We start from the raw sequence: 14,533 nt of genomic DNA, 5'->3' as shown, positions 1-14,533 counted from the left end.
AGGGAGTTTCATAGAAACCTGACGGGGTACTCCCTCCGGCGCGCCGAGCGCGCCACCTCCCTCACAGAGGGAGGCTCATTCGGTCTGTGCTTGTTTTTTGCACGATTTTCCGAAACCTGACAGTTTTTCGATGTTCCTGGGCGCGGCGGAGAATCCGCCGCGCCCTCTCTGTGCCTTTTTTCTTTTCCGACCGGTATGTTTTGTCCATATCGCGGTGAAAGGAAGCGGAATTTCCGGTTATCCTTCGTACAATATCCCCAAATTTTAAAATACCCCTTTACTTTAACGTGCTAATAAGGTAAAATATTGATATTGGAGAGTCCAATGAGAAGAGAAGTGGGGTATTTAAAATGAAAAAAATATTATCTTTATTATTAGCGGCGGGCATCGCCCTTTCCTGCGCCGCCTGCGGCGGCACAGCTGCCGGCAGTACCGGTACCGCGTCGGCCGCGGACGAATCCTGGACCAAGGTTGAGAAAGCGGGCAAGCTGGTGCTCGGCCTTGACGACGCCTTCCCCCCGATGGGGTATGTGGACACCAAAACGGGCGAACTGGTCGGCTTTGATATCGACCTTGCCAAGGAAGCCTGCAAGCGCCTCAACATTGAGCTGAAAACACAGCCGATCGACTGGGACAGCAAAACCGCCGAACTGAACAACGGCAACATCGACTGCCTGTGGAACGGTTTCAGCAAAACCGACGAGCGCGAAAAAGAATTCAGCCTGAGCATTCCCTATATGAAAAACGAGCAGATCATCCTTGTCAAGACGGATTCCTCCTATCAGGGGCTTGAGTCCCTGGCCGGAAAGACCATCGGCGTGCAGTCGGATTCTTCCGCGGAAGTCGCCCTGAATGAAAATGAGGATTTCAAGAAAACCTTAAAATCCGTTGTACAGATCGACGATTACTCCAAAGCGGTCATGGAATTGCAGAACGGCACCATCGACGCGATCAGCATTGACGAAGTGGTTGCACGTTATTATCTGACCAACAACCCGAACGCCTATAAGGTGCTTCAGGACAAGGACGGCAAGGACGCTTCTCTCGCCACCGAGGACTATGTCGTGGGCTTCCGCAAGGCGGACAGCGCGCTGACGGAAAAGATCAACGGCGTCCTGAAGGAAATGGCGGCGGACGGCACCATGGCGTCGATCTCCCAGAAATGGTTCGGCGAGGATGTTACCACCGTAGAAAAATAGAGCGATTTCACGTTGCATTCTGAGGGATAACTGTAACCGAAGAATCCATGTTATAGCTGTCGTCTGGGACACTCTCTTCACTCAGAAGGACAGGTGCAGATTTTTCCCCTGCGCGGCATAGAGCCGGACTCTGTCCGGTTCTGTGCCTTTGGCTTTTTTACCCAATCATTTTATGGAGGTCGGGTTCATGAATTATCAGGCGCTTTTGACACAGATGCTGGAAGCAACCCTTATGTCACTGCGTATCTTTTTCGTCACGCTTATTTTTTCGCTGCCGCTCGGCCTGCTGGTGGCCAAGGGACGCATGACGAAGGTCAGGGTCGTCAATCTTCCGGTCAGGCTTTACATACTGCTGATGCGCGGAACACCGCTGATGCTGCAGCTTCTGTTCTTCTTTTATGCCCTGAAGCCCCTGTTCGGGATTCAGCTGGACCGCGTTCTGGCGGCGGAGGTCGCCTTTGTCCTGAACTACGCGGCGTATTTCGCGGAAATCTTCCGCGGGGGGATCGAGGGGATTCCCCGCGGCCAGCACGAGGCGGCAAGGGTGCTCGGTTTTACGCGCGGCCAGACCTTCTTTCGCATCATTCTGCCACAGGTCGTCAAGCACATTATCCCGCCGATGGGCAACGAGTTCATCACGCTCGTAAAGGACACCTCCCTGGCGCAGGTGATCGGCATCGTCGAGCTGCTCAAGGTAACCTCCAACTGGGTTTCCTCGGCGGTCAACATGACGCCGCTGGTGATTGCCGGCGCGTTCTATCTTGTGATGAACGGCGTGGTCACCCGGTTCTTTACGATGGCCGAAAACCGGCTGGACTATTATCGTTAGGAGGATGGAAATGCATATCTTAACCGCCAAAGACATCTGCAAAAGCTTCGACGGCACAAAAGTGCTGAACGGCATTTCAATAGAAGTAACCAAAGGACAGGTACTTGCGGTCATCGGGCCGTCCGGCTCGGGAAAAAGCACCCTGCTGCGCTGCGTTACCCAGTTGGAAACGGTGGATTCCGGCGAGATCACCATCTGTGGGGATACACTGGTGAAAAACGGCGAAAACGGCAAAGCCGTCTATTCGGACAAGGCCGCATGCAGCAAAATCGGGCTGCATATCGGGCTGGTTTTCCAGAATTTCAATCTTTTCCCCCACCTGTCCGTGATGCAGAACATTACGGAAGCGCCCATCCGCGTACTGCACCGTTCAAAGACGGAGGCGGAAGCTTCCGCAAAGGAGCTTCTGAAGAAAATGGATCTGGCGGACAAGGCGGATGCCTACCCCTGCCAGCTTTCCGGCGGACAGCAGCAGCGCGTATCCATTGCCCGCGCGCTCGCAATGAATCCGGATATCCTGTTTTTCGACGAGCCGACCAGCGCGCTCGATCCGGAGCTGACGGGAGAAATTCTCAAGGTCATCCGCGAGCTTGCGGCGGAGCATATGACGATGGTGGTTGTCACCCACGAAATGAAATTTGCCAGGGACGTGGCCGATTACGTGGTCTTTATGGACAACGGAACGATTGTCGAGCAGGGAAATCCGGAACAGCTTTTCGGCAATACGCAGAACGACCGCACCAAAGCCTTCCTTTCCCGTTTCAATGAAAATTAAAAGAGACCGCTGCAAAATAAATAAGCAGTGACAAATCAAAATCGTGCCCCAAAACGAGAAAATGCGTCTTGCTACGGCTTTGAAAGCCCAATCAAGACGCATTTTTTGTGCATTATTTTTTATGACGTTGTTTTCAACAGCTTCTTTGCTTTATGCCCTTTTGACCGGCTGGGTGTGGTCCTTCAGCCACTGGAGCTCTTTTCCGGAAAGGCCCGGGGAAAGCTTCTCGTAGACCATATGATGGTAATTGTTCAGCCACTCCAGCTCGTCGTCCGTCATCAGCTCCGTCAGGATTCCCGCGGTATCGATCGGGAAATAAGTAATGGGTTCAAATTTTAAGAACTGTCCGTACTCGTTATTGACAAAATCAGTGACAAGCATGATATTTTCGGTGCGGATTCCGTGCTTTCCCTCTTCGTAGATACCCGGTTCGTTGGTGATGGTCATGCCCTTTTTAAAGGCAACATTATTGCTGATCCTCATGTTCTGCGGACCCTCGTGCACCCCGCTGAACATGCCCACGCCGTGGCCCGTGCCGCAGCGGTAGTCGATTCCGTGCTTCCAGACCTGCTCGCGGCTGAGGATGTCGATATTGCCGCCGGTGCAGCCTTCCAGGAATACGGCCGTCGCCAGCGCGATATGGGCTTTCAGCACATAGGTGTAATGCTCCTTTTCCTCCCGGCTGAGCGGTCCCAAAGCGAAGGTACGGGTGATATCGGTGGTCCCCTCCAGATACTGTCCGCCGGAATCGATCAGCAGGAAATCCCGATTTTTCAGGGTGCTGCAGGTTTCCGGCTTCGGGCTGTAATGCATCATCGCGGCGTTCGCGCCATAGGCCGCAATGGTGCCGAAGCTTTCGCCCTTGTTGTTCGGCTGCTTTGCCCTGCACTCCCGCAGCATATCGCAAACTGTGCATTCGGTGACAGTCTCCCCGTTCTTCATCCTATCCTCGAATTGGACGCAGAACTCCACGAGCGCGCGGCCGTCCTTGATATGCGCCTCTATGATATTTTTAATCTCCGTTTCATTCTTGACCCCCTTGAGGGCAATGACGGTATCGCCGCCCTCTTTGACGGTCACATGCCGGTTCTGCTTCAGCAGCTGATACAGGTCGTAATTGACGGTGACCGGGTCGACCAGAATCGTCTTGTCAGAGCTGATTTTTTCCAGCGCGCGGTCGATTTCCTCGTATTCCCTGACCGTAACGCCGTTTTCCTCCAGGTAGGCAAGTGTTTCCGGCAGGACGCGGCCGGTATTGATAAACAGGTAAGCGGAATCGGTATAAACAATCGCGTAGGAAACCGCGAGCGGATTGTATTCGATGTCGTCCGCGCGGATATTCATCAGCCAAGCGACGCAGTCCAGCTTGGTAAAGATTTCCCCGTCGGCATGCTGCTTTTTCAGCTCCGCGCGGACCTGTTCCAGCTTTTCTTCGCAGGTATAGCCCGCGTACTTTACGTCGTGAACAAACACCTTGCTTGCGGGCATTTGCGGCCTGTCCGTCCAGATATCCTGAATGAGGTCGACCGCCTTGATTTTCAGCTTTTTTTCGGCGAATTTCTCACGCATTTCCTCGACGGCGGCAGCGGAAAGCATTTTGCCGTCAAATCCGACCGTTTCACCCTCGTTCAGCTCCTCCGCTAAAAATTCGGTATAGGTCGGCACCCCTTTGACCGCCATGCGGTACAGGGTGATTTCGCTGCCCTCCAGCTGATGCGCGGCCTGGATAAAATACCGCCCGTCCGTCCAGAGCCCGCTTTGCGTTTCCGTAACCACCAGCGTTCCCGCGGAACCGGTAAAGCCGGAAAAATAGCTTCTTGCCGCCCAGTAAGCGGGCAGGTACTCGCTCATATGAGGGTCGGCGGAAGGCACAATACAGGCCTGCACGCCGTTCTGCTTCATCTGGCTGCGCAGCGCGGCAAGCCTTTCATTTACGCTGTTCATGATTCATTTCCCCTTCTATCTTAAAATGGCATCTTCCCTGAATCTGTATTACAGATTTCCAGTCGATTCTGCAACAAGTTTACGTTTCTCCCCCGCCTTCGGCGGGGGAGAAACGTGTTTTGTCTCGTAAACTGAAATAGAATTGCTGTAGTGCGAATATTAAAAAGTATAGGCTCAATCATAGGGATTGTCAAGCCGATCCCCCTTGGGCCACTTCACTGGGCCGGGAGTTTTCCCCGGGCAACAAATGCCGTCCGGGTGCTGACTCGGGCGGCATTTTCAATATGAAAAAGCACGGGTACAGTTCATTGACTGTTCCGGGTTTCTTTTCCTTTTATTTTGATTCGGATTTCTTTCCGTCCCAGTTGACGACCGGCGCGGCTCCCTTCATGGCAGCCTGCTCCATCAGCTTGAGCATTTCCAGGGCGCTGCGGAAATGAAGCGTCTGATTCTGCTCAACCCAGGTAATCGTACCCTGCCAGGTGGCATTCTTGCGGTACTGCACGTTTACGACAAAGGTCGTCGGTGTTTCATTTATGATTTTATTCATTGTCTCTTCCACAGCGTCATCCACCCTTTTTATTTTTGGCTTTGCCTTTTTTACTTCAAATTCCCGTTCTTGAAAAGAAGCCTGAGGAAAGGAAATGCTATCAAACAGATCGTCCATTCCGCGCAGAAGCTCGCATTCATTGCGAAAAGGCATGATCCTGTTGTAGTGCTCACTGTAAACATGCCCTCTCAGCGTTTCATTTTTTATGGGATTCAGATAGATAATGCTTCGGGAGTTGGCAGGAGCCTGTCCCCTTTGCCCGTTTTGCATCTTGATCACCTGTGTTTCAAATATGTTCTGTTCCGCTCCAGTCGTCTTCCTGTAAACCGGAGTACGAAGCCGCCTGCCGGCATCCAATGCAGAGGATCAGCCAAGGTTATTTTAACATAACCATATAAAATAATCAAAGAGTTTTCAGCGTTTTTTTATAAAGCCCTATCCTATATAGTCAGGATACTCACCGATATCGTCCCCATTTTACACGATCGTTCGGCCCTTTTCAACACTGTTTACGGAAATAAAGGGATCGTAAAACCTGCCGGACTTGCAACGGACAGGCGCCCGACGGCATATAATGGCAAACGACAATATAAAGGAGTGGTTATATGCTTGGTGCCGTACTTGGATTTGCGCTCTCCGGACTGCTGTTTTTTATTCTTCACGTCACAGGCTCGGGGTCCTTTCCCAGACCGCTTACGGCACAGGAAGAGAGGGACTGTCTGGAGCGGCTGAAAAACGGGGACATGAAGGCCAAAAATGAACTGATCGAACACAACCTCCGCCTGGTCGCCCATATCATCAAAAAATACTACGCCAACTCAAACGATCAGGACGACCTGATTTCCATTGGAACCATCGGTTTGATTAAAGCGGTAAATACGTTTGACAGCAGCAAGGGAATCCGCCTTTCCAGCTACGCGGCCCGGTGTATTGAAAATGAGGTGCTGATGTTCTTCCGCTCTTCCAAAAAAACCGCGCAGGATATTTCCATCAACGAGCCGATCGACACCGACAAGGATGGAAACGCACTGACGCTGATGGACGTGATGGCTACGGAGGACAACATTATTGACAACCTTGACTGTAAAATCAAATCGGAGCAGCTTAAACGGTATATCCGCGAGGTCCTGTCCCCCCGGGAGCAGACCATTATTGAGCTTCGGTACGGTCTGACCGGCCGCAGTCCGCTGACACAGCGGGAAGTGGCGCAGAAGCTGGGCATCTCCCGCTCGTATGTATCCCGCATTGAAAAAAAGTCGCTCGGCGCTCTGTATAAGCGCTTTACAAAATAGTCTGGCTGATACATAAGTATTGAGGGTACCAAAAAACTGTCAGGCGTCGAGAAATCGCGAAAGACATGGTTCCCCTATCAGGGGAATTGCCGCGAAGCGGCAAAAGGGTTGGCAAGCACCGTAATTTGCAAACGCAGTAAGCAAAATTGTTTTACAATTTTGCGGTTGCGCGACTTTATCGACCGTCTGAAGTATTATCCGTTTGTCTGAACATCCCCCGTTCCGGTTTTGCCTGTTGACTTGACACGGCAAAACGGGCATGATATAGTAAAAGTGATAAAAATAGGAATTGGAGTTGAAAAGATGCGCAATTTTTCTTGCTGACTATGAATTGAATAGTGTACTCCAAAAGAAGCAGCGTTTGGGCTGTTTGTTTTGCTGTGCGTAAGCAGGAAAGTTGCAAATCTCGTACCCCGGAATTCGGAATAAAGTTCAGAACATCTCCATGCCTTTGTGCGTGGAGTGTCCGGCGTTGTATTTTCGGTCTGCAGGAATTGACTTTCCTGCGGACCTTTTATTTTTTATCGGAGGTGTATGCTTATGTCGCTGATTCAGATCAGCAACCTGACTTTCTGCTATGACGGAAGCTATGATCCCATATTTGAAAACGTCTCCTTCCAGATCGACACCGACTGGAAGCTTGGATTTACAGGCCGGAACGGACGGGGGAAAACCACGTTTCTGAATCTTCTGATGGGAAAATACGAGTATGCCGGAACGATCTCGTCTTCCGTGCCGTTCGATTATTTCCCCTTCGACGTTCCGGACAAAACACAGGACACGCTGGACGCGGTCAACTGTATCTGTCCTCAGGCGGAGCTCTGGCAGCTGAACCGGGAGCTGTCCCTGCTGGACGTTTCGCAGGACGTCCTGTACCGCCCCTTCGAGACACTGAGCAACGGGGAGCAGACCAAGGTTCTGCTGGCCGCGCTGTTTCTGAACGACCATCATTTTCTGCTGATTGACGAGCCGACCAACCATCTGGACATGGAAGCCCGCAAAATCGTCGGCGATTATCTGAACGCAAAAAAGGGATTTATTCTGATTTCCCACGACCGTACGTTTCTGGACCGCTGCATCGATCACGTCCTGTCCATCAATAAAACCAATATAGAAATCCAGAAAGGGAATTTTTCTTCCTGGCTGCATAACAAGGAAATGCAGGACCGGTTTGAGGCCGAGGAAAACGCAAAGCTGAAAAAACAGATCGGCCAGCTTTCCGCCGCCGCGAAAAGAACCGCCGGATGGTCGGATAAAGTGGAAAAAACAAAAATCGGCAGCCTGAATTCCGGCTTGAAGCCGGATAAAGGCTACATCGGCCACAAGGCCGCCAAAATGATGAAGCGGGCGGGCGCGATTGAAGAACGCAGGGAAAAGGCGGCGCAGGAAAAGGAAAAGCTCCTGAAAAATACCGAAACAGCCGAAAGCCTGTCCGTCAAGCCGCTGGAATACCCCAAAAACAGGCTGATAGAGTTTGAAAACCTCTCCGTGCTTTACGGGGACAAAAGGGTCTTCGACGGTCTTTCCCTTACGGTCAGCCGGGGCGACCGGATCGCGCTGTGCGGCAAAAACGGCTGTGGAAAATCCAGTATCCTCAAACTGCTGACCGGGGAAGAAATCAATTTCACCGGCAGCCTGCAGGTGGGAAAAAATCTGATCATTTCCTATGTTCCCCAGGATACCTCCTTTTTGCGGGGGAATTTAAAAGACTACGCGGAAGAAAGCCATATTGACGAAAGCCTGTTCAAGGCGATCCTGCGCAAGCTGGACTTTTCGAGGGTGCAGTTTGAAAAGGACATGGCGGATTTCAGCGGAGGCCAGAAAAAGAAGGTGCTCATCGCGAAAAGCCTGTGCGAGCGGGCGCACCTGTATCTTTGGGATGAACCGCTCAATTTCATCGACGTTCTGTCCCGTATGCAGATCGAGGAGCTCCTTCTGAAATACCGGCCGACCATGCTGTTTGTGGAACACGACCGTTCGTTTGTCGACTCCATAGCAACCCGCCGGATCCTGTTTTAAGCTTTGAAACAATATAACCAAAGTCAGCCGTGTGAAACTCCCGAATTTAATGGATTATTTCGCTTGTAAAACAAGAAAATGATGTTATAATGATAATGTACACTAATTTAGTATACATTAAGTTTAAAAGAGGTGTAATACGGTGTCACTGTTGGAAATAAAAAATCTGCGCGTCAGCGCAGATGACAAAGCGATATTAAAAGGGATCAACCTGTCCGTAGGCAAAGGGGAAATCCATGTGCTGATGGGACCCAACGGCGGGGGGAAATCCACGCTGGTCAATACGGTTATGGGACATCCCCAATACCGTGTGGACGAAGGTTCGATCGTGTTCGACGGCAAGGACATCACCCGGGAACCCACGAATGAGCGCGCAAAGGCGGGGCTGTTTTTATCGTTCCAAAACCCGGAAGAGGTTCCGGGGGTCACATTGGAAAACTTTATGAGGACTTCGCGCACGGCAATTACCGGCAAGCCCGTGAAGCTGTTTGCCTATCAGAAAGATCTAAAAGGAAAAATGGAGGAACTCGGCATGGACGGGGAATACGCTTCGCGCTACCTGAACGTGGGGTTCTCCGGCGGCGAAAAGAAAAAGTCCGAAATCCTGCAGATGCTGATGCTGAACCCAAAGCTCGCCATTTTGGACGAAACGGATTCGGGGCTGGACGTGGACGCGGTTAAAATCGTTTCACAGGGTGTGGAAAAATTCAAGAACAGGGATAATTCTCTGCTTGTGATTACGCACAATACCAAAATTCTCGAATACCTGAACGTGGATTATGTCCATGTCCTCATGGACGGAAAAATCGTGAAAACCGGTCCCCGCTCGCTGATCGACCAGATCAACGAAACCGGCTTTCAGCAGCTTTCCGTGTCCGCCGCGGGCTGACGGAGGAGGAAACCGAATTGAAAGATACAGGTGTCAGAAAGACCTATGTGGAAGATATCGACCGCAGTATTTACGACGTGAAAGACAAGGTCAACGCCTCTTTTCAGGTTGAAAAGGGACTGACCGCAAAGATCGTCAACGAAATTGCAATCAAAAAAAACGACCCGGAGTGGATGCGGCTTTTCCGGCTGAAATCTCTTCAGGTCTACAACCGTCTCCCCATGCCCTCCTGGGGCCCGCCGCTGGACGGACTGGATATGGATCAGATCATCACCTATATCCGCCCGGATACCGGGATGAGCGCCAAATGGACGGAGGTCCCCGACGATATCAAAAACACCTTTGAACGGCTCGGCATTCCGAAGGCGGAACGGGATTATCTTTCCGGCGTCGGCGCGCAGTACGATTCCGAGGTGGTTTATCACAACCTGCGCGAGGAAGTCAGCCGCCAGGGCGTGATTTACACCGATATGGAAAGCGCGATTCACGACCCGGTGTACGGGCCGATGGTGAAAAAGCACTTTATGAAGCTGGTTCCGCCCGAGGACCACAAATTTGTAGCGCTGCACGGGGCGGTCTGGTCCGGCGGGTCGTTCGTATACGTGCCGCCCGGAGTCAATGTGGAAATACCGCTGCAGTCCTACTTCCGGCTGAACGCGCCGGGCGCGGGGCAGTTTGAGCATACCCTGATCATCGTGGGCGCGGGCGCAAGCCTCCATTTTATCGAAGGCTGCTCGGCTCCCAAATACAACGTGGCCAATCTGCACGCGGGCTGTGTGGAGCTGTACGTGGGCGAAAACGCGCATCTGCGCTACTCGACCGTGGAAAACTGGTCGAAGAACATGTACAATCTGAACACCAAGCGCGCGCTGGTCGGAAAAGGCGCCAGCATGGAATGGGTTTCCGGCTCGTTCGGCTCCCATGTATCGTATCTGTACCCGATGAGCATCCTGAAGGGCGAAAAGGCCCGTATGGAGTTCACGGGCATCACCTTCGCCGGAAAGGGACAGTCGCTCGACACCGGCATGAAGGTCGTCCACGCCGCGCCCTACACCTACTCCAATATCAGCACCAAATCGATTTCCAAGGACGGCGGGAACTGCACCTACCGCAGCTCCGTCAAAATTCTGCCGGACGCGCACGACTGCAAATCCTCCGTTTCGTGCGAATCCCTGATGCTGGATGACCGCTCCCGCTCAGACACCATCCCGGTGACGGATATCCAGAACGACAATGTCGACATCGGGCACGAGGCGAAGATCGGGCGCATCAGCGACGACGCGATCTTCTACCTGATGAGCCGGGGGCTGTCCGAAGAGGACGCAAAGGCGATGATCGTCACCGGCTTTGCGGAACCGATCGCAAAGGAGCTTCCGATGGAATACGCGGTGGAAATGAACAACCTGATCAGACTGGAAATGGAGGGGTCCATCGGCTGACGCCGGTGCAAAGGAGGCATTCATGAATACGACTTTTCAGAAAATAAACAGCCTGCCCGCTCCCACCTGGGGCTGGCTGGGCGTAAACGGCACGGATGTTCCGGCGGAAATACCGGAAATCGCACCCTGCAAAAAAGAAAATAAAATCGTCCGGGTTCCGGACAGCGTAAAACTTTTCAGCGGCGTGCTTCCCGTCCCGGAGCTGGAAACAGCGCTGGGGGCCGATGCCGCAAATTTTGTTCAGGACCATTGGAATTGCGGCATCACCGCCGTCGTTCCCGCGGGGACCCGGCCGGAACAGCCGATCTTCCTTTCCTACCATATGGATGAAAGCAATCCGGCCGTTGTAGACAGAAATACGTTGGTGGCGGAGGAGGGAAGCGAGGTCACGGTGGTCATGAGCTATCTCTCCAAAGAAGGCGTTTCCGGCTTCCACAGCGGGCTGACGCGCCTGTTTGCGGGAAAAAACGCCGTCATCCATCTGGTACAGGTTCAGCTGCTCGGCGACACCTGCGTAAATTTCGACAACATCGGCGCGGTAACGCAGGAGAACGGCGCGGTCGACGTCGTACAGGTGGAGTTCGGCGCCAAGAGCTCGTACGCGGGCTGCAAGACCCGTCTGCTGGGGAAGGGCAGCCGGATGGACTATAACACGATTTACTTCGGCGATCAGGACCGTTCCCTCGATATGAACGTCGTCGCGGAACACGCGGGTCCGAAAACGAACAGTGAAATCAGCGCCTCCGGCGCGCTGCTGGATGAAAGCAGCAAGATTTTCCGCGGCACCATCGACTTTCTGCGAGGCGCAAAGCAGGCGGTCGGCCACGAAAGCGAATACAGCCTGCTGTTCAGCCCGAAGGTGCGCAGCCGCACCGCGCCGCTGATTTTATGCGGGGAAGAAAATGTCGAGGGGCAGCATGCCGCGACGACCGGAAAGATCGACGAAAACAAGCTGTTTTACCTGATGTCGCGCGGGCTGGACGAACTCGCCGCCAAAAAGCTGGTGATTGAAGCACAGTTCCGTCCGGCAACCGAAAAAATTCCGGACGACGCGCTCAGGCGCGCCGTATCCGATTTTGTGGAAAAGAGGCTGAATAAAATTGAATCCTTATCTCAATGATTTTCCCATTTTGCAGAAAAAGGAAAACGGCAAACGTCTGGTCTATCTGGATAACGCCGCCACCACCCAAAAGCCTCTCTCCGTTTTGAAAGCCGTCGAGGAATACTACCGCTGTGAAAACGCCAACCCCTACCGCGGGCTGTATAGCCTGAGCGTCCAGGCGACGCAGGCGTACGAAAACGCGCGCCATACGGTCGCCGAATGGATCGGGGCCGGGGACGACAGCGAGATCATTTTTACGCGCAACGCCACGGAGTCTCTCAATCTTGTGGCGTACAGCTACGGCCTCCCCTTTCTAAAGGAAGGGGACGAAGTGACCCTCTCCGTCCTTGAGCATCACAGCAATCTGGTGCCGTGGCAGATGGTCGCCAAGGCAAAGGGCGTCAAATTGAACTTCTTATATCCCGACGCGTCCGGGCGCCTGACCGATGAAGAGATCGAAAAAAAGATCACCCCGAACACCCGTGTGGTCGCGGTGACGTATGTTTCCAATGTTCTGGGCACGGTGAATCCGGCCGCGAAAATCATCGACGCGGCGCACCGGGCCGGAGCCGTCGCCGTTCTGGACTGCGCACAGAGCATTCCCCATTTTCCCCTGAACGTCGGGGAGCTCGATGTGGATTTCGCCGCGTTTTCCGGTCATAAAATGCTTGCGCCGATGGGCATCGGCGTGTTGTACGGCAAAAAGGCCCTTCTGGAAAAGATGCCGCCCTTCCTTACCGGCGGCGAAATGATTGAATATGTGTATGAGCAGGACGCGACCTTCGCCCAGCTTCCGCAGAAATTCGAGGCCGGAACCCCGAACGTCGGCGGCGCCGTCGGCCTTGCAGAGGCGGTCCGCTATCTGCACAAGGTCGGTTACGATACGATTCAAAAGACGGAGGCCGAACTGCTTGCGTATGCTCTTCAGGGACTTGCGGCCATCCCGCATGTGACGGTGTACGGAGACAAGTCCGGCACCCGGGACCGCTGCGGCGTCATCTCCTTCAACGTGGACGGGGTGCATCCGCACGACGTGGCCACGATCCTGAATGAAGACGGCGTGGCAATCCGCGCGGGCCACCACTGCGCCCAGCCGCTGATGCGGTATCTGGGCATCAACGCCGCGTGCAGGCTGAGCCTGTACTTCTACAACACGAAAGAGGATATCGACATTTTTCTCGAGGGCCTGAAAAAGGTCAGGGGGTGGCTCGGTTATGGAGCTTAAAGAGCTTTATACACAGATTCTTACGGAACATAACAATTCCAGCCGCAACAAGCACCATATTGAAAACCCCACAACGGTGCTGAAAGGGGTCAATCCCAGCTGTGGCGACGAAATCGAACTCGAACTGAGAATCAAGGACAATATCATTGAGGACGCCGCGTTCACCGGGGTCGGCTGCGCGATCTCACAGGCGTCCGCCTCCATCATGATCGACCTGATCAAGGGCGAGCCCGCCGACGAAGCGTTAAAGCTTGCCAGGACTTTTCTGGGGATGATCAAAAACGAAATCACGGACGAAAAACAGTTGGAAGCGCTGGACGAGGCGATCGCCTTCCGCGATATTTCCCACATGCCCGCGAGGGTAAAATGCGCGGTCCTGGGCTGGCACACGCTGGAGAACGCCGTGGAAAAAGACAGGGAAAAACACGAAGCAAAATAAAAGACTGACAAAAGGACGCCCGCCCGGCGCAAAACCGGACAGGCGTCCTTTTTACAGAAAAAACTTGAAACTTATTTGACAGGAGAAGATTTCCCCTGATTCGCCACGCGCTCCATTTTGGCTTTCAGCAGCTCCTGATCGCCCAGATAGTATTTGCGCAGGACATGGAACTCCCCGTCGAACTCATAGACGAGCGGGACGCCCGTCGGGATGTTCACTTCCATGATTTCTTCTCTGGTCAGCCCGTCAAAATGCTTGACCAGCGCGCGGATGGAGTTGCCGTGCGCGGCGATCAGGACCCTTTTGCCGTCCTGCATATCCTTTTTGACCGCAGCCTCAAAATAGGGCAGCACCCTGTCTATGGTATCCTTCAGGCTTTCGCAGAGGGGAAGCTCCTGTTTGATTTCGTTTCTGTACGCGGGGTCGAATTTCGGATTGCGCGTGTCGTCCTCCGCGAGCGCCGGCGGCCGGACGTCGAAGGAACGCCTCCAGATTTTCACCTGGTCCTCCCCGTACTTTTGGGCGGTCTCCGCTTTGTTCAGCCCCTGCAGCGCTCCGTAATGCCGCTCGTTGAGCTTCCACGATTTTACAACCGGCAGCCATTCGCGGTCAAGCTGCCCAAGCGTCAGATTCAAAGTCTGAATCGCCCTTTTTAAATAGGAAGTATAGCATATGTCAAAATCATAGCCCTCCTGCTTGAGCAGAACGCCGGCTTCCGCCGCCTCGCGCCTGCCGTTTTCCGAAAGGCCGACATCCGCCCAGCCCGTAAAAAGATTTTTCTGATTCCACTCGCTTTCCCCGTGCCGGACCAAAACCAGTTTCATTTGATGT

The 14,533-nt window shown here is 53.3% G+C and carries 13 protein-coding genes; 10 read left to right on the top strand and 3 right to left on the bottom strand.

Annotated elements, in window-relative coordinates; all coding sequences use genetic code 11:
- Positions 1 to 350: 350 nt before the first annotated feature.
- From ACRQV7_RS05220 to ACRQV7_RS05210, 3 genes are all read left to right on the top strand, one after another.
- Positions 351 to 1,199 carry an amino acid ABC transporter substrate-binding protein gene (locus ACRQV7_RS05220; protein WP_275716871.1) on the top strand — a complete coding sequence of 283 codons (849 nt, stop codon included), beginning with the start codon at positions 351 to 353 and terminating at the stop codon, positions 1,197 to 1,199.
- Positions 1,200 to 1,386: 187 nt separating this feature from the next.
- Entirely contained in the window at positions 1,387 to 2,028 is a 642-nt protein-coding gene (locus ACRQV7_RS05215; protein ID WP_444659715.1) for an amino acid ABC transporter permease, read from the top strand.
- Positions 2,029 to 2,038: 10 nt separating this feature from the next.
- Complete coding sequence (locus ACRQV7_RS05210; protein WP_444659714.1) at positions 2,039 to 2,803, top strand: amino acid ABC transporter ATP-binding protein; 765 nt, start codon at positions 2,039 to 2,041, stop codon at positions 2,801 to 2,803.
- A gap of 150 nt (positions 2,804 to 2,953) precedes the next feature.
- Here ACRQV7_RS05210 and ACRQV7_RS05205 read toward each other — a convergent pair whose 3' ends face one another.
- Entirely contained in the window at positions 2,954 to 4,747 is a 1,794-nt protein-coding gene (locus tag ACRQV7_RS05205) for an aminopeptidase P family protein (RefSeq protein ID WP_444659713.1), read from the bottom strand.
- Between the two features lie 334 nt (positions 4,748 to 5,081).
- Positions 5,082 to 5,567: a hypothetical protein gene (locus ACRQV7_RS05200; RefSeq protein WP_275717834.1), complete on the bottom strand. Its 486-nt coding sequence runs from the start codon at positions 5,565 to 5,567 to the stop codon at positions 5,082 to 5,084.
- A gap of 335 nt (positions 5,568 to 5,902) precedes the next feature.
- Here ACRQV7_RS05200 and sigK point away from each other — a divergent pair, with 335 nt between their 5' ends.
- The 7 genes from sigK to sufU all read left to right on the top strand — a co-directional run bounded on the left by sigK (position 5,903) and on the right by sufU (position 13,702).
- Positions 5,903 to 6,589: an RNA polymerase sporulation sigma factor SigK gene (sigK, locus tag ACRQV7_RS05195; RefSeq protein ID WP_038323394.1), complete on the top strand. Its 687-nt coding sequence runs from the start codon at positions 5,903 to 5,905 to the stop codon at positions 6,587 to 6,589.
- A gap of 540 nt (positions 6,590 to 7,129) precedes the next feature.
- Complete coding sequence (abc-f, locus tag ACRQV7_RS05190; RefSeq protein ID WP_444659712.1) at positions 7,130 to 8,608, top strand: ribosomal protection-like ABC-F family protein; 1,479 nt, start codon at positions 7,130 to 7,132, stop codon at positions 8,606 to 8,608.
- 142 nt (positions 8,609 to 8,750) lie between these two features.
- Positions 8,751 to 9,497, top strand: coding sequence for a Fe-S cluster assembly ATPase SufC (sufC, locus tag ACRQV7_RS05185; protein WP_444659711.1), 747 nt, complete (start codon positions 8,751 to 8,753; stop codon positions 9,495 to 9,497).
- 17 nt (positions 9,498 to 9,514) lie between these two features.
- Positions 9,515 to 10,936 carry a Fe-S cluster assembly protein SufB gene (sufB, locus tag ACRQV7_RS05180; RefSeq protein ID WP_444659710.1) on the top strand — a complete coding sequence of 474 codons (1,422 nt, stop codon included), beginning with the start codon at positions 9,515 to 9,517 and terminating at the stop codon, positions 10,934 to 10,936.
- 22 nt (positions 10,937 to 10,958) lie between these two features.
- Positions 10,959 to 12,056 (top strand): SufB/SufD family protein, encoded by a 1,098-nt coding sequence (locus ACRQV7_RS05175; protein WP_444659709.1) that lies wholly within the window; start codon positions 10,959 to 10,961, stop codon positions 12,054 to 12,056.
- A complete protein-coding gene (locus ACRQV7_RS05170; protein WP_444659708.1) occupies positions 12,037 to 13,263 on the top strand; it encodes a cysteine desulfurase in 1,227 nt (408 codons plus the stop codon). Before ACRQV7_RS05175 ends, ACRQV7_RS05170 begins: the two co-directional genes overlap by 20 nt.
- Positions 13,253 to 13,702, top strand: a complete 450-nt coding sequence (gene sufU, locus ACRQV7_RS05165; RefSeq protein WP_444659707.1) for a Fe-S cluster assembly sulfur transfer protein SufU — start codon at positions 13,253 to 13,255, stop codon at positions 13,700 to 13,702. The genes ACRQV7_RS05170 and sufU overlap by 11 nt, the downstream gene beginning before the upstream one ends.
- A gap of 71 nt (positions 13,703 to 13,773) precedes the next feature.
- Here sufU and gpmA read toward each other — a convergent pair whose 3' ends face one another.
- Entirely contained in the window at positions 13,774 to 14,526 is a 753-nt protein-coding gene (gene gpmA, locus ACRQV7_RS05160) for a 2,3-diphosphoglycerate-dependent phosphoglycerate mutase (protein ID WP_444659706.1), read from the bottom strand.
- Positions 14,527 to 14,533 lie beyond the last annotated feature (7 nt).

The sequence above is a fragment of the Caproiciproducens lactatisolvens genome, assembly GCF_052443335.1.
Taxonomy (GTDB): Bacteria; Bacillota; Clostridia; order Oscillospirales; family Acutalibacteraceae; genus Caproiciproducens.
Note: the sequence above shows the minus strand (reverse complement) of the source record. Positions and strands in the feature narration are given on the sequence as shown.